Source organism: Burkholderia sp. AcTa6-5, from assembly GCF_017815075.1.
GTDB classification, from domain to species: Bacteria; Pseudomonadota; Gammaproteobacteria; order Burkholderiales; family Burkholderiaceae; genus Burkholderia; species Burkholderia sola.
The window spans coordinates 1-24,801 of sequence record NZ_JAGIQE010000024.1 but is presented as its reverse complement, the minus strand read 5'-3'; the positions used below and the strand labels follow the sequence as shown (position 1 = coordinate 24,801).

Here is a 24,801-nt window from a genome sequence, read left to right as displayed (position 1 = left end):
ATTTCGAATTTCCCGTTGAGGAAAAGTGGGGCGCGCGATCCGACCCTTGCGAGCCGAGCGGATTCGCCCAAAATGAAAAATTCGCGACCCATGCGGCGCGCATGTCGATTTCCCGATGTGCCGCCCGTCGTATCGATATCGACCGGGCATTGCGCCGCGCCATGCGGCCGGCAGCCGGTTGCCGCAAATGGCGCAACGAACGAGGAGAAGCCACATGACACGCCACATGCCGGATTCCCGATACCGCTGGGTGATCGTCGCCGCGGGCGGCCTGATGGGCTGCGTCGCGATCGGCGCGATGTTTTCGTTGCCGGTGTTCCTGCGGGCTATCGCGCGCGATACGGGCTGGTCGATGACCGGCATCTCCGCCGCGATGACGCTCGGCTTCATCGCGATGGCCTTCGCGAGCCTGGCGTGGGGCAGCCTGTCGGACCGCGTCGGCACGCGGCCGGTCGTCATCGCGGGCGCCGTACTGCTGTCGGCGAGCCTCGCGCTGGCGAGCCGCGCGCCGTCGCTGCTCGCGTTCCAGCTGACCTTCGGCCTGGCCGTCGGCGGTGCGACGGCCGCGATATTCGCGCCGATGATGGCGTGCGTGACCGGCTGGTTCGACACGCACCGCAGCCTCGCGGTCTCGCTCGTGTCGGCCGGCATGGGGATGGCGCCGATGACGATGGCGCCGCTCGCTGCGTGGCTCGTGTCGGTGCGCGACTGGCGCACGTCGATGCTGCTGATCGCCGCGCTGGCGGCCGTCGTGATGATTCCGGTGTCGCTGCTGGTGCGCCGGGCGCCCGCGCTCGATCCCGAATCCGCGCACGCGGCGGCTGCGCCGGCGTCCGCCGGCGCGCCCGCCGCGATGTCGGTCGCGGATGCGCTGCGCTCGCCGCAGTTCATGGTGCTCGTGCTGACCAACTTCTTCTGCTGCGCGACGCATTCGGGCCCGATCTTCCATACGGTCAGCTACGCGGTGACCTGCGGGATTCCGCTGATCGTCGCGGTGTCGATCTACAGCGTCGAAGGACTCGCGGGCATGGGCGGCCGGATCGCGTTCGGGATCCTCGGCGACCGGCTCGGCGCGAAGCGCATGCTGGTGGCGGGGCTGCTCGCGCAGGCGCTCGGCGCGCTCGGCTACTACTTCGTGCGCACGCTCGACGGCTTCTACGCGGTCGCGACGCTGTTCGGTTTCATCTATGCGGGCGTGATGCCGCTGTATTCCGTGCTCGCGCGCGAGAATTTCCCGCTGCGGATGATGGGCACCGTGATCGGCGGCTGCGCGATGGCCGGCAGCCTCGGGATGGCCGCGGGCCCGGTCGCCGGCGGCCTGATCGTCGATGCGTTCGGCAGCTATGGCCGGCTGTACCTCGGCTCGTTCGCGATCGGGATCGGCGCGTTCCTGATCGCGACGATGTTCCGCCCGTTCGCGAAGGCGCGGCCGGAAACCGCGGCTGCGTAATCGGGCAGCGGAAGCGACGCGCGTCGCATTTTCACGCGATCGACGGCGGCCGGCCGCATCGACGCGGATAAAAAATGGGCCCGGATACGCGTTCCATTTGCACGCGTCCAAACCGCGCTCAGCCTGCTGCTGCGCAGCAGAGCGGCAACTGACGGCGATCGGCGCGCATGCGCGGCGATTCGGCCCCTAAAACCACAATATCGAGCATGTATTCGAAGGGCCTGTCATACCGGCGTCACCCTGCTAGAATTCGCCCTGCCGCATTGTTCCGATTGACTGATGAGACTGCTTGACGCCCTGGTCGAACAACGTATTGCCGCCGCCGCCGCGCGGGGCGAGTTCGACGATTTGCCGGGTACCGGCGCGCCGCAGGCGCTGGATGACGACCTGCTCGTGCCCGAGGAGGTGCGGGTGGCCAACCGTATCCTGAAGAACGCGGGCTTCGTGCCGCCGGCCGTCGAGCAACTGCGCGCGCTGCGCAACCTGCACGACGAAGTGCAGGCGGTCAGCGACCGTGCCGCGCGTTGCCGGCTGCAGGCGAAGATCCTCGCGCTCGACATGGCGCTCGAATCGCTGCGCGGCGGCCCGATGGTGATGCCGCGCGACTACTGCCGGCGCATCGCGGAACGCCTGTGCGAGCGCGGGCTCGACGACGCGCCCGCCGAAGCGGGGACGATGTGACGTCCGACGCGCTGCACGACGCAGCACGCTCTGCAGCCGCCGCGGCCGCTGACCCCGCCGCCGATTCTCCCGTTCACGAAACCGCGCCCGTCGCGGCGCGCGACCTCCATTTCATGCGTCTTGCGCAGGCTGCCGCCGAAGAGGCGCGCGCGGCCGGTGAAGTGCCGGTCGGCGCGGTGCTCGTGCGCGGCGACGAAGTGATCGCCCGCGGCTTCAACCATCCGATCGGCGGGCACGACCCGTCCGCGCATGCCGAAATGGCCGCGCTGCGCATGGCCGCGCAGCAGCTGCAGAATTACCGGATGCCCGGCTGCGAGCTGTACGTGACGCTCGAGCCGTGCCTGATGTGCGCAGGCGCGATCATGCACGCGCGCATCGCGCGGGTCGTCTACGGCGCGGCCGACCCGAAGACGGGCGCGTGCGGCAGCGTGATCGATGCCTTCGCGAATCCGCAACTGAATCACCATACCGAAGTGACCGGCGGCGTGCTCGCCGACGAGTGCGGCGCCGCGCTGAAGTCGTTCTTCGCCGAGCGCCGTCGCGCGCTGCGCGAAGCGCGGCTTGCCCGCGACGCCGAATCCGGCGCGTCATAGGCCGCCGCTCGCCGCTCGCCGCGCCCGGCGTCCCGGGCGTGCACGGTTTTCGTGAACCGGACACGGTTCGGTCCCTCTAAGCAGGTTTGACGATCCCGACACCTTTCGCCATGTCCTTCCAGCCCGCCGCGTCCTACACCATCCGCCTGCTGGCGCCGTCCGGCTATCCGCACGACCCCGACGCGATCAACCGCGCGCTCGAGCGCCTCAGCACCGCGCAGCAGCGCATCGAGAACATCGAGGCGACGCAGCGGCGCTTCCAGCGTTTCGGCGGCACCGACGGCGAGCGGGCAGGCGACCTGAACCGCCTCGCCGATCCGGAGCGGCCGCTGCCGGACATCGCGCTCGCGGTGCGCGGCGGCTACGGCGCCGCGCGCATCCTGCACGGGCTCGACTATCGCGGGCTCGAACGCCGGTTGCGCGACCAGCCGGTCGCGCTCGTCGGTCACAGCGACTTCACGGCGATTCAACTGGCGCTGTACGCGAAGGCGCGCATCAAGACGTTCGGCGGCCCGATGCTGTCGGCCGACTTCGGCGCGGAAACGCCCAGCGACTTCACGATGCAGCATTTCTGGCAGACGCTGACGCAGTCGAGCACGACGATCGTCGCCGACGCACCGCAGGTGCAGACGGTGAACGTGACGGGCACGCTGTGGGGCGGCAACCTCGCGATCCTCACGTCGCTGGTCGGCACGCCGTACATGCCCGACATCGAAGGCGGCATCCTGTTCATCGAAGACGTCAACGAGCAGCCGTTCCGGATCGAGCGGATGATCTATCAACTGCACCTGTCGGGGCTGCTCGCGCGGCAGCAGGCGCTCGTGCTCGGCCAGTTCACCGGCGCGCGGCCGTTCGAGTACGACAACGGCTACGACATGCAGGCGATGATCGATCAGGTGCGCGCGGTGGTGGGCATTCCGGTCATCACGGGGCTCCAGTTCGGTCACGTGCCCGACCTGTTGACGCTGCCGTTCGGGGCACAGGCGCAACTGGTCGCGAATGCGCACGGGTTCCGGCTCACGTTGTCCGACTATCCGCATCTCGGCTGATGCCGGCGCGATCGATCGAAAGGCGGGTTTCCCGCCTTTTTCTTTATGTAGATACGCAACTAACGGTCCGCGTTTTTCGTCGACACCAACACGATCGTCACGCGTTTTTGCACCATTTTTGTCAACAAAATGACCGGGCGGGTATACGACGAGAACGGCCCCCGTCTTGCCTGTCAGGACTGCCATGCATGGATTTCGTGCGCACTGCACCGAATGGAGACGCCCCGGCGCACGCCGATTGTGCGAAATCCTGAAAAAGAATTGTTGACAATCTTTATGTCCACCCTAGGATGAGGACCATCACACGATGCCGATCATGAACGAGCCCGATTCCTCTCCGTCCGGTGCGGCCAGCCCCGAAGCGATCGCCGAGCGGATCCGCACCGCGATCCTCGAGCATCGGCTCGCGCCCGGCGCGAAGCTGACGGAGGCGCAGCTCTGCGACGTGTTCGGCGTGAAGCGCGGGACGATCCGCCAGGCGCTCGCGCAGCTCGCGACCGACAAGCTGGTCGATCTGGAGCCGAACCGCGGCGCATTCGTCGCGAGCCCGACGCTGCAGGACGTGCACGAAGTGTTCGAGATGCGCCGGATCATCGAGCTGGCCGTGGTCGAGCGGCTCGCGACCGGCCCCGGCGCCAGGCGGCTGAAGGGCGTCGCGGCGCTGATCGACAAGGAACGCAAGGCGTTCGAGCGGCACGACTTCGCGGCATGGATCCGGTTGTCGGGCGAATTCCATACGGCGCTCGCGACGCTGATGGGCAATGCGACGCTCAGCGAGTGCCTCGAAGGGCTCGTCGCACGCTCGACGCTGATGTCGGCACTGTACGAATCGCACGGGCGCAGCCCGTGCTCGTGCGACGACCACGACGAGATCCTCGCCGCGCTGGAGGCGGGCGATCCGAAGCAGGCGGTGACGCTGATGGCGCGCCACCTGCAGCATGTCGAACTGAAGATGCTGGACCGGCCCGCGCAAGGGCAGGTCGATTTGCGCGAAGTGTTCGGCGGCGCCTGAGCGGCGACGCGAACCCGGCCGCGCGCCACAGAACGAGCGAAATGCAGGCCCGCGGTGTTTGCCGCGGGCCGCGGGTCCGACTCCGGGCGACGATCCGGAGCGATATCGATGACGGTGGAGCGGCCTTGCGGCCGCGTCAAGGAGAAGTCATGGCTCAGTTCAGTGTGGCGCACGACAGCGCCTATCCGGCGGAAGAAGGCGGCGAGGGCGGCGGTCCGGCACTGCCGGACGGTTACAGCGAACGTTTGTACAACGAAGATTTGGCACCCCTGAAGAATCAGACATGGGGCTCTTACAACATCTTCGCGTTCTGGATGTCGGACGTGCACAGCGTCGGCGGCTACGTGTTCGCGGGCAGCCTGTTCGCGCTCGGGCTGACAAGCTGGCAGGTGCTGATCGCGCTGATCGTCGGCATCGGCCTCGTGAACGCGCTGTGCAACCTGATCGCGCGGCCGAGCCAGCAGATCGGCGTGCCGTATCCGGTCGCGTGCCGCGCGACGTTCGGCGTGCTCGGCGCGAACGTGCCGGCCGTGATCCGCGGGCTGATCGCGATCGCGTGGTACGGCATCCAGACCTATCTCGCGTCGAGCGCGCTCGTGATCGTCGTGCTGAAATTCTTCCCGCAATGGCTGCCGTATGCGGACGTTCATCGCTACGGCTTCCTCGGGCTGTCGGCGGTCGGCTGGGCCGGCTTCATGCTGCTGTGGGTGCTGCAGGCGTTCGTGTTCTGGAACGGGATGGAGACGATCAAGAAGTTCATCGACTTCGCGGGCCCGGCCGTCTATGTCGTGATGTTCATCCTCGCCGGATACATGGTATGGCGCGCGGGTTGGCGCAACATCGGCATCAATCTCGGCGGCGTCAAGTATCACGGCGCGGAAGTGATTCCGGTGATGATCACCGCCGTGTCGCTCGTCGTGTCGTACTTCTCCGGGCCGATGCTGAACTTCGGCGATTTCTCGCGCTACTGCCGCTCGTTCGGCGACGTGAAGCGCGGCAATTTCTGGGGGCTGCCCATCAACTTTCTCGCGTTCTCGCTCGTCACGGTGATCACTACCGCCGCGACGCTGCCGGTGTTCGGCGAACTGATCACCGACCCGGTCGCGACGGTCGGCCGCATCGACCATCCGACCGCGGTGATCCTCGGTGCGCTGACCTTCACGATCGCGACGATCGGCATCAACATCGTCGCGAACTTCGTGTCGCCGGCGTTCGACTTCTCGAACGTCGCGCCGCGCCTGATCAGTTGGCGCGCGGGCGGGATGCTCGCGGCGGTCGCATCGATCTTCATCACGCCGTGGAATCTGTTCAACAATCCGGCCGTGATCCACTACACGCTCGACGTGCTCGGCGCGTTCATCGGCCCGCTGTACGGCGTGCTGATCGCCGATTTCTACCTCGTCAAGCGCGGCCGCCTCGTGCGCGACGACCTGTACACGATGTCGGAAAGCGGCGCCTACTGGTACACGGGCGGCGTGAACCACCGTGCGCTGGCCGCGCTGTTGCCGGCCGCGGTGATCGCGGTTGTCTGCGTGATGGTGCCGGGCTGGCAGGCCCTCGCGAATTTCTCGTGGTTCATCGGCGCGGGGCTCGGCTTCGTGTTCTATCGGCTGCTCGCGAGCGCGAAGGCGTAAGGAGCATGCGATGAAGATCCGACTGATCAATCCGAATACGACGCAGCGGATGACCGATGCGATGGGCCGCTGCGCACGCGAGGTCGCGGCTGCCGGCACGGAGATCGTGGCCGTGAGTCCGCCGATGGGGCCGCCGTCGATCGAAGGCTATTACGACGAGGCGCTCGCGACGCCTGGCCTGCTTGCCGAGGTCGCGCGTGGCGAGCGCGACGGCTGCGACGCATACGTGATCGCGTGTTTCGGCGATCCGGGCCTCTACGCGGCGCGCGAGCTTGCGCGCGGGCCGGTGATCGGCATCGCCGAGGCCGCGATGCATGCGGCGAGCGTGCTCGCGCCGGGCTTCTCGGTCGTCACGACGCTCGCGCGCACCTGCGGGATGGCATGGCACCTCGCGGAGCGCTACGGGATGAAGCGGTTCTGCCGCAACGTGCGCGCGACCGACGTCGCGGTGCTCGAACTCGACCGGCCCGGCTCGGCCGCGCGCCGGATCATCGTCGACGAATGCCGGCTCGCGCTCGACGAGGACGGCGCCGACGCGATCGTGCTCGGCTGCGCGGGGATGGCCGAATTCGCGCACGAGATCGAGCAGCAGATCGGCGCGCCGGTGGTCGAGGGCGTCACGGCGGCCGTGAAGTGGGCCGAGGCGCTCGTTGCGCTGCGACTCGCAACCGCGAAGCGCGGCGATTATGCGCGGCCGCTGCCGAAGCGCTACGACGGCGAATTCGCACGCTTCAGCCCGCCGGGCGGGGATGCGGCGGAGCCTCCGCCGAATTTGCCGCAACCGCACATACACACCGTCTGACATGCACTATCTGCGCCGCTGTATGGGCGCGTATCAACGTTTTCGCTACACTGGGCCGTCATCGCATCGGCTCGCGCGGCCGGCCCACGGCACCGCGCGGTCGATGCGAACCCATTATTCCAGCCCGCTCTCGTTGCATTCCGAACCATGTCACTCGATCCCAACTATCCTCGCGACCTGATCGGCTACGGCCGCCATCCCGTGCAGGCGAACTGGCCGGGGCGCGCCCGCGTCGCCGTGCAATTCGTGCTGAACTACGAGGAGGGCGGCGAGAACTGCGTGTTGCACGGCGATCCGGGCTCCGAGCAGTTCCTGTCCGAAATCGTCGGCGCGGCCGCGTATCCGGACCGCCACATGAGCATGGAGTCGATCTACGAATACGGGTCGCGGGCCGGCGTGTGGCGCATCCTGCGCGAATTCGAGAAGCGCGGGCTGCCGCTGACGGTATTCGGCGTCGGCATGGCGATCGAGCGTCATCCGGAGCTCGCGCGGGCATTCGTCGAGCTCGGCCATGAAATCGCGTGCCACGGCTGGCGCTGGATTCACTACCAGAGCATGACGCCGGAACTCGAAGCCGAGCACATGCGCCTCGGGATGGAAGCGATCGAGCGCGTGACGGGCGAGCGTCCGCTCGGCTGGTACACGGGCCGCGACAGCCCCAACACGCATCGCCTCGTCGCCGAATACGGCGGCTTCCTGTACGACTCGGACAACTACGGCGACGACCTGCCGTTCTGGATGGACGTCGAGGTGTCGGGCGGCCGCACGTCGCCGCAACTGATCGTGCCGTACACGCTCGACACGAACGACATGCGCTTCGCGACGCCGCAGGGCTTCAACACCGGCGACCACTTCTTCCAGTACCTGCGCGACGCGTTCGACGTGCTGTACGCGGAGGGCGACGAAGCGCCGAAGATGCTGTCGATCGGCATGCATTGCCGGCTGCTCGGCCGGCCGGGCCGGTTCCGCGGGCTGCAGCGGTTCCTCGATCACATCGAGCAGCACGATCGCGTATGGGTGACGCGCCGTGTCGATATCGCGCGTCACTGGCGTGAACATCATCCGTATCAGCCCAATCATCGAAACGAAGGGAAAGCATGAAGGCGATGCGCTACACGTTGGAACAACTGAATACGATGGCGCCGAGCGCATTCGTCGCGGCGCTGTCGGGGATCTTCGAACATTCGCCGTGGGTGGCCGAGGTCGCCGCGGGCAAGCGGCCGTTCGCGAGCATCGACGCGCTGCACGAGACGATGTCGGACGCGGTGGAAACCGGCGGCGAAGCGCGCCAGCTCGCGCTGATCAACGCCCACCCGGAGCTGGCCGGCAAGGCCGCCGTGCGCGGCGAGCTGACGGCCGAATCGACCCGCGAGCAGAGCGGCGCGGGCCTCGACCAGTGCACGCAGGAAGAATTCGACAAGCTGCTGACGCTGAACCGCACGTATCGCGAGAAATTCGGCTTCCCGTTCATCCTCGCGGTGCGCGGCTATGACCGCCACGGCATCATCGCAAACTTCGAGTCGCGCGTGAATCATTCGCGCGACGACGAGCTGCGTGCGAGCCTTGACCAGATCTACCGGATCGCGCGCTTTCGCCTCGACGACCTGATCGACGCCTGACACCGCCGCCTGACACCGCAATACGGCCCGCTGCGTCGCGGCGGTCCGATCGTCTCACTGAAACAAGGAAACATCATGGCTGTTCCGCTTCTCGATCCGAACGCACCCGATTTCACGCGGCGCTACGTGAATCTTGCCGACCCGCGTCTCGGTGCGCAGGCGCTCGAGGCCAGCGACGATTTCTTCGCGCCGAAGGACCGGATGCTGAACCCCGAGCCGGCCGTCTTCATCCCCGGCAAGTATGACGACCACGGCAAGTGGATGGACGGCTGGGAAACGCGCCGCAAGCGCACGACCGGCTATGACTGGTGCATCGTCAAGCTTGCGCGCCCGGGCGTGATCAAGGGCTTCGACATCGACACGAGCCACTTCACCGGCAACTTCCCGCCGGCCGCATCGATCGAGGCCGCGTTCGTGGCCGACGGCGCGCCGACGCACGCGACCGAGTGGGTCGAAATCGTCCCGTCGACGACGCTGCAAGGCAACAGCCATCACTACGTCGAAGCGAGCGACGCGCGCGCGTTCACGCATCTGCGCGTGAACATCTATCCGGACGGCGGCATCGCGCGCCTGCGCGTGTACGGCCAGCCGCAGCTCGACTGGGCCGGCGCGAGCGCGACCGAGCAGTTCGACCTCGCGGCGATGGAAAACGGCGGTTACGTGGTGGCGGCGAACAACCAGCACTTCGGCGTCGCGTCGAACCTGCTGCTGCCGGGCCGCGGCGTGAACATGGGCGACGGCTGGGAAACCCGCCGCCGCCGCGAGCCGGGCAACGACTGGGCGATCATCGCGCTCGCGCAGCCGGGCGTGATCCGCAAGATCGAAGTCGATACCGCGTTCTTCAAGGGCAACTACCCGGATCGCTGCTCGATCCAGGCCGCGTATGTATCGGGCGGCACCGACAGCTCGCTGATCACGCAGTCGATGTTCTGGCCGGTGCTGCTCGGCGAACAGAAGCTGCAGATGGACAAGCAGCACTACTTCGAACAGGAGATCGCGTCGCTCGGTCCCGTCACGCACGTGCGACTGAACATCATTCCGGACGGCGGCGTGTCGCGCCTGCGTCTGTGGGGGACGCTCGACAAATGAAGACGCTTGTCATCGAACCGCTGACCAGGGAAGCGTTTGCGCCGTTCGGCGACGTGATCGAAACGGCAGGGGCGAAGCAGATCCCGATCAACCTTGGCACGACGATCCGCTTTCACGATCTCGCGAAAGTCGACGTGACCGATGAGGGCGGCCGCCCGCTCGTCAACCTGTTCCGCGGCCAGCCGCGCACGCTGCCGTTCGAAGTGAAGATGCTGGAGCGGCATCCGCTCGGCAGCCAGGCGTTCGTGCCGCTGAACGACCGGCCGTATCTCGTCGTCGTCGCGCCCGCGGGCGAGCTCGATCCGGCGAAGATCCGCGCGTTCGTGACGAGCGGCTGGCAGGGCGTGAACTATGCGAAGGGCGTGTGGCATCACCCGCTGATCGCGTTGGGTGGCGTCAGCGATTTCATCGTCGTCGATCGCGGCGGGGACGGGCTGAACCTGAACGAGCAGGATCTGCAGGAGTCGCTGTGGCTCACCGAGGATGCGCTCGATGCGGTGACGGCCTGAGTCAGGCTGATCGTCCGTCTGTCGAAACCCGCGCGGCCTGCGCGGTTTTTTTATATGCACTCGTTGGCTCGCTCGCGAATCAGGTTGCCGCGACCTTGCGCATATTGCGCGAACCGTTGCCGCCGCGCTGCCGATTCGCGACCGGCGCATGCTGCGCCATCAGCTCGGCGACCCAGTCGACGAACACGCGCAGCTTCGCGCTGACGTGCCGGTTCGGCGGGAACGCAGCCGCGAGGACGGCTCGCCCGAGCCGGAACTGGGCGCGCAGGTTCGTCGCGCGTTCGACAACCTGAATGCGGTGCTGCGCGCGGCCGGCTGCACGTTCGACGATGTCGTCGACGTGACGGTGTTCCTCGTCGACCCCGAAGCGACGTTCGAGCGGGTCTGGGAGATCGTCCCCGAATACTGGGGCGACGCACCGCATCCGACGCTGACCGCCGTCGGCGTGACCTGGCTGTACGGGTTTCAGTTCGAGATCAAGGCGATCGCGCGGTTGCCGGAGGCGGTCGACGGGTGAGCGGGGCGCCTCGTGCGACCGTTCGACGTGAGCGTCGACGTGGCGCCCGCGCCGGCGCTCGCGGACGAAGTCGCGATGGTGCACGTGTAGCGCGTGCTATCGTGCCCGCATCGCCACCACATGACGTCCGGTTCCCGGCGCGATCTTCCGATGAGCCAGCCTGAAAACGACCTCGCGGTCCTGCTGCGCACGATGCAGCCCGAACTGCATCCGGGTGCATTCGCATTCATCGCGCTACCGCACGCCGCAGACGTATCGTTATCCGAAGTGATTGCGACGTTCCGCGAAGCGGAGGGGGTGACGGTCGTGGTCGACGAGGAGACGGCCGCGCGCCGCGGCTGGCCGGTGCTGTTCCGCGCCGCGTGGATCACGCTGACCGTGCATTCCGACCTCGCGGCCGTCGGCCTCACGGCCGCGTTCGCGCGGGCGCTCGGCGCGGCCGGCATCAGCTGCAACGTGATGGCCGCCGCTTACCACGATCACATCTTCGTGCCGTTCGTCGACGGCCCGCGTGCACGCGATGTACTCGTCGCACTGCAGCGCGACGCGATGCGCGGCTGACATGCGAAAGGCATTCCTCCGCGTGGGCAAAAAAACGGGCCCGTGTGACCGGGCCCGCGAACGGAGAGAATGGCGCCGGCGAATGACTTCCGGCGCCCGGCGGGCGGCTTACTTGACCGCGCCGCCCTCGAACCAGGCGGCGAGCTTCGTCCGCTCGTCGTCGGTCATGTGCGTGACGTTGCCGATCGGCATCGCCTTCAGGCGCACGGCCTGGTCGTAGATGCGCTGCGCGTTCTTCGACACTTCGTCCGGCGTATCGAACATCACGCCCGCCGGTGCGCTGCCCATCAGCGTCGGCTTGGCCGAGTGACACTCGACGCAGCGTTGCTGCAGGATCGGCATGATGTCGTGAATCGCGATCTTCGGTGCGTTGGCCGCTTGCGCTTCCGGCGCGACCGGCTTCGGCATCGTCCATACCAGCGCGCCCGACAGCAGCGCGACGCCGCCGATCGGCAAATACCACAGCTGCTTGCCGCGGTGACGCATCACGAAGAACTGGCGGATCAGCGCGCCGGCCAGCATGATCAGCACGAGCACGACCCAGTTGAACTTGTTCGTGTACGTCATCGCATAGTGGTTCGACAGCATCGCGAACACGACCGGCAGCGTGAAGTACGTGTTGTGCACCGAACGCTGCTTGCCGCGCTTGCCGTAGATCGGGTTCGGTTCTTCGCCCTTGAGCATCTTGTCGACCATCTTGCGCTGGCCCGGGATGATCACGAAGAACACGTTCGCCGACATGATCGTCGCGAGCATCGCGCCGACGATCAGGTAGGCGGCTCGGCCCGAGAAGATGTGGCACGCGAGGTACGCGGCGGCGACGACGTACAGGCCGACGCAGATGCCGAGCACGCGGTCGTTGGTGCCGAGCAGGCGACACAACGAGTCGTACACGATCCAGCCGGCCGCGAGGAAGCCGAGTGCGGACGCGACGGCGACGACCGGGCCCATGTCGAGCACGTTCTTGTCGATCAGGTACGTGTTCGGCGCAAGCAGGTACAGCACGAAGAACAGCGTGAAGCCCGACAGCCACGTCGTGTACGACGGCCACTTCGACCAGTGCAGGTCATCGGGCATTTCCGGTGGCGCGACCGTGTATTTCTGCATGTTGTAGAAACCGCCGCCGTGGACGTGCCACAGCTCGCCGAACACCCCGCGCTTGCGCTGGTTCGGGTCGGTCGGCGGTTTCAGGCTGTTGTCGAGCGCGACGAAATAGAACGACTCGCCGATCCACGCAATGGCGACGATGACGTGCAGCCATCGCAGTGCGAGGTTCAGCCAGTCGGTGATGAAGCCTTCCATGAAACTCCTCCAGACTCAGATCGTTTGTCTTGATGCAGGCGCTGATTCGAATGTCAGCTGCCGCGATAAGTGCTGTACGACCACGGCGACACGAGCAGCGGCACGTGGTAGTGCGAGCCGACGTCGGCGATGCCGAAGCGCAGCACGACGCGGTCGACGAAGCGGGGTTCGGGCACCTTGACGCCGAGCGCCGCGAAGTAGTCGCCGGCATGGAACACGAGTTCGTATTCGCCGGCGGCGAGTGCCGCGCCTTCGAGCAGCGGTTCGTCGCAGCGGCCGTCGCTATTGGTCAGCACGGTCTTGATCGCGCGGCGCGATTCGCCGTCCAGCGCGTAGAGGTCCACCTTGATGGCGGCGCCGGGGCGACCGTGCGCCGTATCGAGTACGTGGGTAGTGAGCTTTCCCATTCGTTGTTCCTTGTGTGAATGCGAGGTTCGGCGGCGACTCGATCCATGACTGTGCGGCGGATCGAGGCTCCACGTCACGTGGCTACATACCCGTCGGCGAGCGTGAAGCGAGCGCCGTGCAGGCATTGTAAAAAGGTTCCCCGTGCAAATACGTGCGCGATATCGAAGATAATGCGCCGCGCATGAGCGGCTGTCGACGGCCCGCCGGACAGGGCCGAGCGCACCGATGCCGGGCACGCGCGGGCCGTCGGGCGGCGTACCATACCGAATCCCTGAAGCACGGTATTCGCGATCGTGTATTGTGTGCGGCGCGCGCTTGGGCGATCCTCCCGCCGTGCGCGTCGGCCGGTGGCCGCGCGTACCCCGAAGACGGCGAGCACGCCGGGTAACCGGGCCAGGGCGTTCGAACGGACGCAGGCACCGGGGCGTGCCGCGATTCAGCGTTCGAACGGCTGTGTGACCGCTTCCAGGACAGCCCCTGGAGGCAGACCGACGCGGAGAACGCATGAATCTCGAGCAGCACGCCGGCGCACGCGCGCCGACCCCTTCCTCATCCCGCCCGACGACCCTGCTGGTCAAGCACGCCGACGTGCTCGTGACCATGGACGACACGCGCCGCGAACTGCGCGACGCGGGGCTCTACATCGAAGACAACCGGATCGTCGCGGTCGGCCCGAGCGCCGAGCTGCCCGACACGGCCGACGAAGTGCTCGACCTGCGCGGCCACCTCGTGATCCCGGGGCTCGTGAACACGCACCATCACATGTACCAGAGCCTCACGCGCGCGGTGCCGGCCGCGCAGAACGCCGAACTGTTCGGCTGGCTGACGAACCTGTACCGGATCTGGGCGCACCTGACGCCCGAGATGATCGAGGTGTCGACGCTCACCGCGATGGCCGAGCTGCTGCAGTCGGGCTGCACGACGTCGAGCGACCATCTGTACATCTACCCGAACGGCAGCCGGCTCGACGACAGCATCGGCGCCGCGCAGCGGATCGGCATGCGCTTTCATGCGAGCCGCGGCGCGATGAGCGTCGGCCAGCGCGACGGCGGGCTGCCGCCCGATTCGGTCGTCGAGCGCGAGCCCGACATCCTGCGCGACGCGCAGCGCCTGATCGAGACCTATCACGACGACGGCCGCTACGCGATGCTGCGCGTGGTGGTCGCGCCGTGCTCGCCGTTCTCGGTGAGCCGCGAGCTGATGCGCGACGCGGCCGTGCTCGCGCGCGAATACGGCGTGTCGCTGCACACGCACCTCGCGGAGAACGTCAACGATATCGCGTACAGCCGCGAGAAGTTCGGGATGACGCCCGCCGAATATGCGGAAGATCTCGGCTGGGTCGGCCACGACGTGTGGCATGCGCACTGCGTGCAGCTCGACGATGCGGGCATCGGCCTGTTCGCGCGCACCGGCACGGGGGTCGCGCATTGCCCGTGCTCGAACATGCGGTTGGCGTCCGGCATCGCGCCGGTGAAGAAGATGCGGCTCGCGGGCGTGCCGGTCGGGCTTGGCGTCGACGGTTCCGCGTCGAACGACGGCGCGCAGATGGTGGCCGAGGTACGCCAGGCGCTGCTGCTGCAACGGGTCGGTTTCGGGCCCGACGCGATGACTGCGCGCGAAGCGCTCGAGATCGCGACGCTCGGCGGTGCGAAGGTGCTGAACCGCGACGACATCGGCGCGTTGAAGCCGGGCATGGCCGCGGATTTCGCCGCGTTCGACCTGCGTCAGCCGCTGTTCGCGGGCGCGCTGCACGATCCGGTCGCGGCGCTCGTGTTCTGCGCGCCGTCGCAGACGGCGTACACGGTGGTGAACGGGAAGGTGGTGGTGCGGGAAGGGCGCCTTGCGACGCTCGATCTGCCGCCGGTGATCGAGCGTCACAACGCGCTGGCGCAAGCACTCGTGGAAGCGTCGCGCTGACGCGTCGGCGGGGAGGTCGCGCCGCACGTTGCGCGGCCGTTGCCGTCACACCCGCCGCGCAACGGCGTGCCCGGCGCGCGCGTGGCGCGCGCCGTATGCGATTACGCCTCGATCAGCGTGCGGGTGGCCTCGGCGACGAGGCTGCGCAGCCAGCGCACTTCGTCGGAGTAATGGCAGCGCTCGTGCCACAGCTGGTAGTACTGCATCGGCGGGAAGTCGAGCGGCGCCGGCACGACGGACAGCGGCAGGAACTTCGCGTAGTGATCGGCGAACAGCCGCGTGGTCGTGAAGATCAGGTCCGACTTCACGAGCACGTAAGGCGCGAGGTTGAAGTACGGCAGCGTGACGACCACGTGGCGCTTGAGCCGTTCGCGCGCGAGATGCACATCGATCGCGCCGCGCTGGCCGACCGAGTACGGCGTCGGCGCGAGATGCGGCGCGTTCAGGTACTGGTCGAGCGTGAGCCCGCCGCGCTTCGCGAACGGGTGCGTGTTGCTCATCAGGCAGACGATTTCGTCGACGAACAGGTTCGACAGGTGCAGCTGCTCGGGCGGTTCGGGCCAGTTGCCGACGACGATGTCGAGCTTGCCGTCTTCCAGCGCGAGCTCGTAGTCGAACGCGGGGCCGAGCGAATGGAACTCGAGCGTCGCATTCGGCGCGGCCAGGCGGAAGCGTTCGACGACGGTCGGTACGAACAGCACGTTCAGGTAGTCGGGGCAGCCGATCCGGTAGCAGCGGATCGACGTGGCCGGGTCGAAGTTGTGCTGCTGGAACTTGATGCGCTCGATTTCGCGCAGCGCGTTCTGCACGGGCTCGAGCAGGCGCAGCCCGTATTCGGTCGGCACCATGCCGGATTTGCCGCGCACCAGCAGCGGATCGCCGGTGATGTCGCGCAGGCGGCGCAGCGCGGCGCTGATCGCCGGTTGCGATTGGTTCAGTTTGACGGCCGCGCGCGTGACGCTGCGCTCCATCAACAAGGTGTGCAAGACGCGCAAGAGGTACGTGTCGATCGCCTCGCGTTGCTGACTCATGTTATCTCCGGTTTATATGGCTGGGCTGATCGAGGGATGGGATGGGTATATCGTTTTTAATATGAACGAAAATCAGCGTCAAGAGATGGATACCCGCGGCTACCCGCCGGCCGGGCCTCGACAAGGGGCCGGAACGGGGCGAAATGCAGGCGAGCGCGGCGCCGCACGGATGCGCATTGCACGCATCCGGTGGTGGGGCGTCGCGTGGCGCGTGCGGCGCGTCAGTCGTCGATACGCATGCCGACCTTCAGCGTGACCTGCCAGTGCACGACCTGGTCGCCTTCGATGTGGCCGCGCGTTTCGGTCACCTGGAACCAGTGCAGGTTGTGCAGCGTCTTGCCGGCTTTCGAGATCGCGTTGCGGATCGCGTCGTCGCTCGATTGCTGCGACGAACCGGTCAGTTCGATCAGCTTGTACACGTGGTCGCTCATGATGCGCTCCCTGGGATATCGGTCTGTATTGCCGGGGCAACGCGCGGTCCCGAAGCGGTTCCGCTACGGTTCCGTGCATGCCCGGCTTCTTGAGTGATAGGTATGATGGGCGGCAACTGCAACCCATATCGGAGATGAGGCGCATCGTGGAAGTCGGATTTTGCGGACCAGGATTGATGGGCGCGCCGATGATTCGGCATTTGCTGGCGGCCGGGCATCGCGTGAGCGTATGGAATCGCTCGCGCGACAAGGCCGACGCGCTGGTGAAGGACGGCGCGCAGGTGGCGGGCACGCCGCACGAGCTGGCCGAGCGCATCGAGACGGTGTTCGTGTGCGTGCTCGACGGCCGGGCGGTCGGCGACGTCGTGTTCGGCGAGCACGGGCTGCTTTCCGGCGACGCGAACGCGCGCCGCCTGCGACGCATCGTCGATCATTCGAGCATTCCGCCCGCCGCCACGCGCGACTACGCGGCGCGCGCGGCCGCGCTCGGGGTCGGCTGGGTCGATGCGCCGGTGTCCGGCGGCGTGCCGGGCGCGCAGGCCGGCACGCTCGCGGTGATGGCCGGCGGCCGCGCGGCCGATCTCGACGCGGTGCGCGCGCTGATCGACACGTACGCGTCGCGCATCACGCACATGGGCGATGCCGGCGCGGGCCAGACGGCGAAGCTGTGCAACCAGGCGATCGTCACCGCGACGGTCACCGCGATCGCCGAGGCGGTCGGCCTCGCGCAGGCGAGCGGCATCGACGCCGCGCGTCTGGCCGAGGCGCTGGCCGGCGGCTGGGCCGATTCGGTGCTGCTGCAGACGTTCGTGCCGCGCATGACGTCGGGCGGTCATCCGCCGATCGGCGCGCTCAGTACGTTCCAGAAGGATGTCGATGCCATCGCCGACGCCGCGCGCGACACCGGCGCGGTGATGCCCGTGTCGGCCACCGTGCAGCAGGTGCTCAGGCTCGGCGCCGCGCAGGGACTCGCCGGCGCAGATTTCGCCGCGTTCATCGACATCGTGCGGCCGGGCAACGGCCGCCAGCAGGCGTCGTGACGGGCAAGCGGGGCGTGTGAATGGCAGATGGGCCGCCCGGAGGCGGCCCATCGAATGACTGGCGGATCAGCCGAGCGAGCGGGGTGTCGTGTCGCCCGCGTTCTGACGGCCGAGGCCGCCGCGCAGGCTCGCCTTCGTGCCTGCACCAAACTCGGGCAGGATGCGCGCCCGCGCCCGGCTGGCGAACACGAGGAAGCCGAAGCCGTTCGCTTCGTACCAGTATCCGCCGTTCTCGAGGCCGTCGAGCGGCTGCTCGAGCGCATTCGCGATCGATTCGATGCAGCGCTTGCGCAGCTCGGCGATGGCCGGATAGGGCGGCTGCGCGCCGCGCACGCTGCACAGAAGCACGTCGAGGCCCGGCAGCACGTGCGCATAGAGGACGGGTTCGTCCTGCGCGCGAGCGCGGGCAATCTTGGTGTCGAGCTGGGCAAACGGCTTCGAGTGGCGCAAGACCGCGAGGAACGACTCCTGGCCATCCTGCGGCGCACGCCGACGTTTTTTCGGGAAGGACATAAACACTCGCCTCAAAAACAATTGCAAGAAATGCGGCACTTTCATGCGACCCACTCCCGGCTATGTACGCCGCATGTCGATCCTTTATAGCACACGAAAATGCTGCATTCGTGCAGTACGACGATCAATGTCTCCCGTCGACCTGCTCGCCATGATCGACACAGCCAGCGTCTTGGCGCCCGTACTGTCGTTTAGTCTCCATCATAGACCTGCTTTTCCCGCGCGTGCATTCGCTCGTCACAAAAAAGTGAGATACGCCGCATGCGGCGGTGCATCGCATGCGCAATAAAAAGGCCCGCGCGGGGCGGGCCTGGCTGGCGGAGCGTGTCGCGGTCAGCGCTGCTTGAGCGAATCGCGGATCTCGCGCAGCAGCACGATGTCTTCCGGCGTCGCGGCCGGCGCGGCTTCGTCCGGCTTGCGCAGCTTGTTGATGAATTTCACCATCAGGAAAATGATGAACGCAAGGATCACGAAATTGATCGCCACGGTGATGAACGAGCCGTAGCCGAATGCGGCGACGCCCGCGGCCTGCAGGTCCTTGAACGAATCGGGATTACCCTTGAACGACGGCGGGATGGTGCCGAGCAGAACGAACTTGTTCGAGAAATCCAGGCCGCCGGTCAGCACGCCGATGACCGGCATGATGAGGTCCTTCACGACCGAGTCGACGATCTTCGAGAACGCGCCACCGATGATCACGCCGACGGCGAGATCCATCACGTTGCCCTTGACGGCGAACTCCTTGAATTCCTTGATGATGCTCATGAGCGGCTTTCTCCTGGTTGGGGCGGGGGGAGGCGTGCCGCGACGCGCAGGATTGCTTTGCGTCGAATGAAGGTCGGTGGCACGCCGATGGCCGCATGATAGCGAACGTGCCCTATTGCCGGTAGCCCATCTTGAAATGATTGACAAATCCGCGCGTCGGCGCGGCCGGTCATGCCGCAGCGCGTGGCGTGCGTGGCCGAGCGTCGACATGCAGGTCGACACCCGGTGCACCCGTACTCACTCAGGTGTTGTCGTCGGTCCAGCCGTCGTCGTTGCTGCCGAGATCCATCCCGCTGCCGCCGCTGTTGCCGTCGCTCCAGCTCGAATCGTCGCCGCGGCCGAGGTCGAAGCCCGGATCGGTGTCCTGCCGACGGTTTTCGCCGTCGACGATCACGTCGCGTTCGACCACGCGCTCGCGGCCGCCGGACATCGCTTCGCCGAGCAGCACGCCGGTCAGGAGCCCGCCCATTCCGCCGCCGAAACCGCCACCTTGCTGGATCACGACGGGCGGCTGCTGTTGCGGATACGGTGGTTGCGGCGGGTAGGGCTGCTGCTGATACGGCTGACCCTGGGCGCCCGTCATGCGGTCGGCTTCCTGCGCGTACACCGAGCCGCTGCCGTTCGCTGGCGCCGTGGGCTGCGCGGCCGGGTCGGGGCGGCCTTCGACGCGCGCCTTCACGCTCGCGTGGCGCTGTTCGAGTTCATCGACGCGATACGGCGGCACCGGATTCTTGCCGTTCGACAGCGTCTCGACGAGCGTGCGCGCGTCGTTCTCGATCGCTTCGAGTTCGCCGGTCAGCGCCGCGGCGCCGGGCGCCGTCGACAGTTTCGCATCGAGCTTCAGCGGCCGGATGTCGTTCAGCACGTCGGTCGCGCGCTTGAGCTGCGTGCGGCGTTCGTCGTCGGCACGGCCGTTGTCGGCCGTGCGCGCGCGCCGCAGCGTCCAGCGCAGCACCAGCGCGATCACGGCGACGATCAGCCCGAGGCCGATCCACATGCCGGTCGACGGGCCGTGTTTTTCGGCCGGCGCGACGGCGGGGGCGAGCCCCGGCTGCAGCGTGCCGGCCTGCGTGGCCGACGGCGTGTTGCCGCTCACGCGCGCGGCGTCGGCGCGAATGCGCGACTCCGTCTGCGCGAAGCGCGACGCGTCGGTGAACTTCAATTGCGGATCGAGCGATTTCGCGCGCTGCAGTTGCGCGAGCGCGTCGGACGCGCGGCCTTCGCGGTCCAGCACCTGCGCGTACAGATAGCGCGCATGCGCGTTGTTCGGATGGGCGTCGATGACTTGCGACAGCTGCGTGTCGGCTTGCTGCCAGTTGCGCTGCGCGATCGACTGCTCGACCTGCTGAAGCGACGGGACCGCAAACGCGGCGGACGACAGCAACATCAGCGACAGGCCGAGTGCGGCGAGAGATTTCTTCATGGTCGAACCGGGCGCATGCGCCCGTCTCCTGACGATCGGTTCGCGCCGCGCGCCCGGGCCGGGGCGCGGCGCGGTGGCCCGCGGCGGCGGTTACTGCGCGGGCGTATCGAGCTGCTTCTTCAGCGCGGCGAGGCGATCTTCCACCGACGGGCCCTTGTTCAGCGCGGCGAGCTTGTCGTCGAGCGCCTTGCCGCTCGACGTGTCGGCCGAATTGAGACGCGCGTCCGAGCGGGCGTTCTGCAGCGCGACCTTGTCCTCGAGCTTCTGGAAATCCTCGGACAGGTTCTTGCCGCCGATGCCGCCCAGCGCGCTGGCGGCCACGTCCTTCGCCTGCGCGATTTCCTGCTTCGCCTGCAGGATGTTCGAGCGCGCATTCAGGTCGTTGCGGCGCTGACGCATGTCGGCGATCTGCCCCTTCAGCTTGTCGACCGACGGCTCGAGCGTCGCCAGCTCGGCCGCGAGCGCATCGCGCTCGGCTTCCGCGTTCGACTGGGCCGCGAGCGCCTCGCGGGCGAGCGCTTCGTCGCCGCCTTGCAGCGCGCGCTTCGCGCCGTCCTCGTACTTCTTCACCTTGTCGTCGGCCGCATCGCGCTTGCTGCGCTGGGTTGCGACCTGTGCCTCGATCTCGATCAGCGAATTCTCGGCACGGCCGATGCTGTCGTCGAGCTCCCGCACGATCTGCCGTGCGTCGCGCGACGGATCCTGTACCGAATCGGCCGCATCGTTCAGCAGGCCTTTGATCGTGCGCGAAATAGAGTCGAAAAGCGACATGAAATCCTCCGTGGTTGAAAGGCGCCGCGTGACCGCGGCAATGCCCGTCGCGAGCCGGTCCCGCTTCGGTTCCGGCCCGCGTGAGCCGGCGGATATTACACCACCGGTTCACTTAAATACGGCTTAAACGCGCGAGTTCAAGCGGCTCGCGCATCGGGACGCCAACCTTTCGCGACTGAAAGAAAATCGCCTGCGTGCGCCGTATTGCGTGTCCATCATAGGCCGAGGATGCCGACAATACGTGCCGCAAATCACGGCATTGCGGGAATTTTTACAAAAAATCGCGAAGGCACCCGGTCGATTTCATTAAAATGCGCTGTCACGTCGCGGGAACGGATCGCCGCGCGGCGGGGTCTGTCGACGTGACAGCCGCATCTCGATGCACCCACTCTGATTCATCCGCTTGCATTTCCGCATGCGTCCGAGGGCGCCACGTACGCCCGCCATTCCGACATGCCAATTATCAAACGACCGCCTTCTTCTTCCGACAGGAACGAACCCCACTACACGCTGCGCCGTTCGCCGTCCGGGGCCTATTACCCCGATGACGACGATCGCGACGACGGCCGCCGCGCGCAGCAGCGCGGTGGCGGTGGCGGAGGGCGCCGCCGCACGTTCGGCTCGCGCGTCGCGCTGTGGTTCGTCGGCTTGTTCGCGACGCTGGCCGTCGTCGGCGCGCTGATCGTCGGCTACGCGCTGGTCGTGATGGCGCCGCAACTGCCGTCGCTCGATGCGCTGACCCATTACCAGCCGAAGGTGCCGCTGCGCGTCTTCACCGCCGATCACGTGCTGATCGGCGAGTTCGGCGAGGAGCGCCGCAGCCTCGTGCGCTTCCAGGACATTCCCGACGTGATGAAGAAGGCCGTGCTCGCGATCGAGGACTACCGCTTCTACGAGCACGGCGGCGTCGATTTCCTCGGCATTCTGCGCGCGGGCGTGGCCGACCTGATGCACGGCGGCGCGCGCCAGGGTGCGAGCACGATCACGATGCAGGTCGCGCGCAACTTCTTCCTGTCGAGCGAGAAGACCTACACGCGCAAGATCTACGAGATGCTGCTCGCGTACAAGATCGAGAAGGCCCTGACGAAGGACCAGATCCTCGAGCTGTACATGAACCAGATCTATCTCGGCCAGCGCTCGTACGGCTTCGCGGCCGCGGCGCGCGTGTACTTCGGCAAGGACCTGAAGGACATCACGGTCGCCGAAGCGGCGATGCTCGCGGGGCTGCCGAAGGCGCCGTCCGCGTACAACCCGGTCGTCAATCCGAAGCGCGCGAAGGTGCGTCAGGAATACATCCTGAAGCGCATGCTCGACATCGGCTACATCACGCAGCCGCAGTACGACCAGGCGATCAAGGAAGAGATTCACGTGCGCACGCCGGGCAACCAGTACGCGGTGCACGGCGAGTACGTCGCCGAGATGGTGCGGCAGATGATGTACGAGCAATACAAGGACGAAACCTATACGCGCGGGCTGACCGTTACGACGACGATCAATTCGGCCGACCAGGAAGCCGCGTATCAGGCCGTGCGTCGCGGCATTCTCGACTACGAGCGCCGTCACGGCTATCGCGGCCCCGAAGCGTCGATCAACTTGCCCGCGGCCGGCGACGAGCGCGACGAGGCGATCGACGACGCGCTCGCCGACCACCCGGACAACGGCGACCTGCAATCGGCGGTCGTGCTGTCGGCATCGCCGAACGCGGTCGAGGTGCAGTTCGTCGGCGGCGCGACCACGACGATCGGCCCGGCCGGGCTGCGCTTCGTGTCGGCCGCGCTGAGCCCGCGCGCGAACAACGCGCTGCGGATCAAGCCGGGCTCGGTCGTGCGCGTGCTGAAGGACGGCAAGACGGGCTGGCAGGTCGTGCAACTGCCGCAGGTCGAGGGCGCGCTCGTCGCGATCGCGCCGCAGGACGGTGCGATCCGCTCGCTCGTCGGCGGCTTCGACTTCAACAAGAGCAAGTTCAACCACGTGACGCAGGCGTGGCGGCAGCCGGGCTCGTCGTTCAAGCCGTTCATCTACTCGGCGTCGCTCGACAAGGGGCTCGGACCGGCGACGATGATCAACGACGCGCCGCTGTACTTCCCGCCGAGCGTGCCGGGCGGCACCGCGTGGGAGCCGAAGGACGACGACCAGCCGGACGGCCCGATGACGATGCGCACCGGCCTGCAGCGGTCGAAGAACCTGGTGTCGATCCGGATCCTCGCGTCGATCGGCACGCAGTATGCGCAGCAGTACGTGACGCAGCGCTTCGGCTTCGATCCGGCGAAGACGCCGCCGTACCTGCCGATGGCGCTCGGCGCGGGCCTCGTGACGCCGCTGCAGCTCGCGACCGGCTACGCGGTGTTCGCGAACGGCGGTTACAAGGTCGATCCGTACCTGATCGCCGAAGTCGACGACGCGCGCGGCCAGCCGCTGCAGAAGTCGCAGCCGGTGGTCGCGGGCGGCACGGCGCCGCGCACGATCGAAGGCCGCAACGCATACGTGATGAACAGCCTGCTGCATTCGGTCGCGACGGGCGGCACGGGCGCGGGCACCAACGCGCTGGGCCGCAACGACCTGCAGGGCAAGACGGGTACCACGAACGACGCGAAGGACGGCTGGTTCGCCGGCTATCAGCAATCGCTCGTCGCGGTCGCGTGGATGGGCTTCGACCAGCCGAAGAGCCTCGGCAGCCGCGAATTCGGCGCACAGCTCGCGTTGCCGATCTGGGTGAACTACATGCGCACCGCGCTGAACGGCGTGCCCGAGCAGCAGATGCCGATGCCGGACGGCCTGACGACGATCGACGGCGAGCTGTACTACGCCGATCGCACGCCGGGCAACGGCTTCGTCGCGAACGTCGACATCAACCCGGCCGAGAACGCGATCAGCGCGAACGACGCACTCGGTTCGGCCGGCGCGGCCGGGCTGGCGCCGCCGCCCGTCACGCCGCAGGAGAAGCAGCAGATCATGGACATGTTCGAGAGCAAATAAGCGGGACGCTGGGCTTCAGCCATGCGACGGGCGCCTTCGGGTGCCCGTTTTTTTGCGCGCGGCCGCCAGCGGAAGACGGTGAATCAGAACGACGCGCAGGCCGGCACGACGGTCATGCCGACCGATTGCTGGTGAAATCGCTCGACGTACGCTTGCCGGATCGCGGCGAGCCGCGTGCGCGTGTCGCGCGTATCGTCGGCGATGATACGGAGCACGAAGCTGTCTTCGCGCGTGATCGCGCCGCTCGAGCGGTCGCGCCACTGGCCGTGCGTGTCCCAGTAGGTGAGGCCGTCGGGGAAGCGCGGCGTGACCGTGTCGGCGAGGAAGGCCGCGCGTTCGGCATCGGTGACGGGGCCGCGGCCGGCGACGTCGCGCCCGAACAGCAGGTCGGCCTGCAGCATGCGGCTTTCGCCCGGTTGCGTGCAGGCCGCAGGTTGCGCGTGGGAGGTGGGCGAGGGCGGTGCCGCGCAACCGGCGAGCAGCGCGAATGCTATCGAGCATGCGGCCAGCCGCCGCGTCTGCCCATTTCGTGACGATCGACCTTCGCGCGCGCAAAACGCTGCGCGCTCAACCACTTGCGTGCGGGTCCGGCGGGTTATCAACAGGGCTGTCAACATAATCTGGGGATAACCCTAGCAGGCTGTTGAATTTGGGAACGGTGTAAACGGGCTTTGCGGGCGGTGCGTTAGAGATATCGTGTTCATGACC

Annotated in this window: 25 protein-coding genes; 16 read left to right on the top strand and 9 right to left on the bottom strand. The window is 67.2% G+C overall.

Annotation, left to right across the window (positions count from 1 at the left end):
• The first annotated feature begins 226 nt into the window (after positions 1-226).
• The 13 genes from J8I33_RS26765 to J8I33_RS26705 all read left to right on the top strand — a co-directional run bounded on the left by J8I33_RS26765 (position 227) and on the right by J8I33_RS26705 (position 11,516).
• The gene (locus tag J8I33_RS26765) at positions 227-1,450 is read left to right on the top strand and encodes an MFS transporter (protein ID WP_209939451.1); all 1,224 of its coding nucleotides are present in this window, start codon (positions 227-229) and stop codon (positions 1,448-1,450) included.
• A gap of 279 nt (positions 1,451-1,729) precedes the next feature.
• The gene (locus J8I33_RS26760; RefSeq protein WP_027784729.1) at positions 1,730-2,131 is read left to right on the top strand and encodes a DnaJ family domain-containing protein; all 402 of its coding nucleotides are present in this window, start codon (positions 1,730-1,732) and stop codon (positions 2,129-2,131) included.
• Complete coding sequence (tadA, locus tag J8I33_RS26755; RefSeq protein WP_050013321.1) at positions 2,128-2,724, top strand: tRNA adenosine(34) deaminase TadA; 597 nt, start codon at positions 2,128-2,130, stop codon at positions 2,722-2,724. The genes J8I33_RS26760 and tadA overlap by 4 nt, the downstream gene beginning before the upstream one ends.
• Before the next feature lie 110 nt (positions 2,725-2,834).
• On the top strand, positions 2,835-3,773 hold the full coding sequence (gene ldcA / locus J8I33_RS26750; protein WP_124554628.1) for a muramoyltetrapeptide carboxypeptidase: 939 nt from the start codon (positions 2,835-2,837) through the stop codon (positions 3,771-3,773).
• Between the two features lie 307 nt (positions 3,774-4,080).
• Entirely contained in the window at positions 4,081-4,785 is a 705-nt protein-coding gene (locus J8I33_RS26745; protein WP_124637744.1) for a GntR family transcriptional regulator, read from the top strand.
• Positions 4,786-4,934: 149 nt separating this feature from the next.
• Positions 4,935-6,419 carry an NCS1 family nucleobase:cation symporter-1 gene (locus J8I33_RS26740; RefSeq protein WP_209939443.1) on the top strand — a complete coding sequence of 495 codons (1,485 nt, stop codon included), beginning with the start codon at positions 4,935-4,937 and terminating at the stop codon, positions 6,417-6,419.
• A gap of 10 nt (positions 6,420-6,429) precedes the next feature.
• A complete protein-coding gene (locus J8I33_RS26735) occupies positions 6,430-7,221 on the top strand; it encodes an aspartate/glutamate racemase family protein (protein ID WP_209939442.1) in 792 nt (263 codons plus the stop codon).
• Between the two features lie 147 nt (positions 7,222-7,368).
• Complete coding sequence (puuE, locus tag J8I33_RS26730) at positions 7,369-8,322, top strand: allantoinase PuuE (RefSeq protein WP_050013317.1); 954 nt, start codon at positions 7,369-7,371, stop codon at positions 8,320-8,322.
• Complete coding sequence (gene uraD / locus J8I33_RS26725; RefSeq protein WP_050013316.1) at positions 8,319-8,840, top strand: 2-oxo-4-hydroxy-4-carboxy-5-ureidoimidazoline decarboxylase; 522 nt, start codon at positions 8,319-8,321, stop codon at positions 8,838-8,840. The genes puuE and uraD overlap by 4 nt, the downstream gene beginning before the upstream one ends.
• A gap of 75 nt (positions 8,841-8,915) precedes the next feature.
• A complete protein-coding gene (gene alc / locus J8I33_RS26720) occupies positions 8,916-9,929 on the top strand; it encodes an allantoicase (RefSeq protein WP_089467694.1) in 1,014 nt (337 codons plus the stop codon).
• Positions 9,926-10,438: an ureidoglycolate lyase gene (locus tag J8I33_RS26715; RefSeq protein ID WP_124630795.1), complete on the top strand. Its 513-nt coding sequence runs from the start codon at positions 9,926-9,928 to the stop codon at positions 10,436-10,438. Before alc ends, J8I33_RS26715 begins: the two co-directional genes overlap by 4 nt.
• A 148-nt stretch (positions 10,439-10,586) precedes the next feature.
• Complete coding sequence (locus J8I33_RS26710; RefSeq protein WP_245172427.1) at positions 10,587-10,955, top strand: Rid family hydrolase; 369 nt, start codon at positions 10,587-10,589, stop codon at positions 10,953-10,955.
• Between the two features lie 150 nt (positions 10,956-11,105).
• Complete coding sequence (locus tag J8I33_RS26705) at positions 11,106-11,516, top strand: ACT domain-containing protein (protein WP_050013311.1); 411 nt, start codon at positions 11,106-11,108, stop codon at positions 11,514-11,516.
• A gap of 108 nt (positions 11,517-11,624) precedes the next feature.
• Here J8I33_RS26705 and J8I33_RS26700 read toward each other — a convergent pair whose 3' ends face one another.
• On the bottom strand, positions 11,625-12,818 hold the full coding sequence (locus J8I33_RS26700; RefSeq protein ID WP_124637739.1) for a urate hydroxylase PuuD: 1,194 nt from the start codon (positions 12,816-12,818) through the stop codon (positions 11,625-11,627).
• 53 nt (positions 12,819-12,871) lie between these two features.
• Positions 12,872-13,225 (bottom strand): hydroxyisourate hydrolase, encoded by a 354-nt coding sequence (gene uraH / locus J8I33_RS26695; RefSeq protein ID WP_089435183.1) that lies wholly within the window; start codon positions 13,223-13,225, stop codon positions 12,872-12,874.
• Between the two features lie 505 nt (positions 13,226-13,730).
• Between uraH and J8I33_RS26690 the strand changes: the two genes are divergently transcribed.
• Positions 13,731-15,143, top strand: a complete 1,413-nt coding sequence (locus tag J8I33_RS26690) for an 8-oxoguanine deaminase (protein WP_209939441.1) — start codon at positions 13,731-13,733, stop codon at positions 15,141-15,143.
• A gap of 101 nt (positions 15,144-15,244) precedes the next feature.
• Here J8I33_RS26690 and J8I33_RS26685 read toward each other — a convergent pair whose 3' ends face one another.
• Together J8I33_RS26685 and J8I33_RS26680 are read right to left on the bottom strand one after the other, a co-directional pair.
• Complete coding sequence (locus J8I33_RS26685; protein ID WP_006478550.1) at positions 15,245-16,174, bottom strand: LysR substrate-binding domain-containing protein; 930 nt, start codon at positions 16,172-16,174, stop codon at positions 15,245-15,247.
• 221 nt (positions 16,175-16,395) lie between these two features.
• Entirely contained in the window at positions 16,396-16,605 is a 210-nt protein-coding gene (locus J8I33_RS26680; protein WP_011549586.1) for a dodecin, read from the bottom strand.
• A gap of 146 nt (positions 16,606-16,751) precedes the next feature.
• Between J8I33_RS26680 and J8I33_RS26675 the strand changes: the two genes are divergently transcribed.
• Complete coding sequence (locus tag J8I33_RS26675) at positions 16,752-17,645, top strand: NAD(P)-dependent oxidoreductase (protein ID WP_124630793.1); 894 nt, start codon at positions 16,752-16,754, stop codon at positions 17,643-17,645.
• 66 nt (positions 17,646-17,711) lie between these two features.
• Here the strand turns inward: J8I33_RS26675 and J8I33_RS26670 are convergent, their stop codons facing one another.
• From J8I33_RS26670 to J8I33_RS26655, 4 genes are all read right to left on the bottom strand, one after another.
• The gene (locus tag J8I33_RS26670; protein ID WP_006488003.1) at positions 17,712-18,158 is read right to left on the bottom strand and encodes a hypothetical protein; all 447 of its coding nucleotides are present in this window, start codon (positions 18,156-18,158) and stop codon (positions 17,712-17,714) included.
• 333 nt (positions 18,159-18,491) lie between these two features.
• Positions 18,492-18,923 carry a large conductance mechanosensitive channel protein MscL gene (mscL, locus tag J8I33_RS26665; RefSeq protein WP_050013307.1) on the bottom strand — a complete coding sequence of 144 codons (432 nt, stop codon included), beginning with the start codon at positions 18,921-18,923 and terminating at the stop codon, positions 18,492-18,494.
• A 241-nt stretch (positions 18,924-19,164) separates the two neighbouring features.
• Positions 19,165-20,346 (bottom strand): tetratricopeptide repeat protein, encoded by a 1,182-nt coding sequence (locus tag J8I33_RS26660; RefSeq protein WP_050013306.1) that lies wholly within the window; start codon positions 20,344-20,346, stop codon positions 19,165-19,167.
• Positions 20,347-20,436: 90 nt separating this feature from the next.
• A complete protein-coding gene (locus tag J8I33_RS26655) occupies positions 20,437-21,117 on the bottom strand; it encodes a PspA/IM30 family protein (protein WP_050013305.1) in 681 nt (226 codons plus the stop codon).
• 453 nt (positions 21,118-21,570) lie between these two features.
• On the opposite strand from J8I33_RS26655, the gene J8I33_RS26650 reads away from it, so the two are divergent.
• The gene (locus tag J8I33_RS26650; RefSeq protein WP_050013304.1) at positions 21,571-24,093 is read left to right on the top strand and encodes a penicillin-binding protein 1A; all 2,523 of its coding nucleotides are present in this window, start codon (positions 21,571-21,573) and stop codon (positions 24,091-24,093) included.
• Positions 24,094-24,176: 83 nt separating this feature from the next.
• Here J8I33_RS26650 and J8I33_RS26645 read toward each other — a convergent pair whose 3' ends face one another.
• The gene (locus tag J8I33_RS26645) at positions 24,177-24,710 is read right to left on the bottom strand and encodes a DUF3574 domain-containing protein (RefSeq protein ID WP_124637735.1); all 534 of its coding nucleotides are present in this window, start codon (positions 24,708-24,710) and stop codon (positions 24,177-24,179) included.
• Between the last annotated feature and the right edge of the window lie 91 nt (positions 24,711-24,801).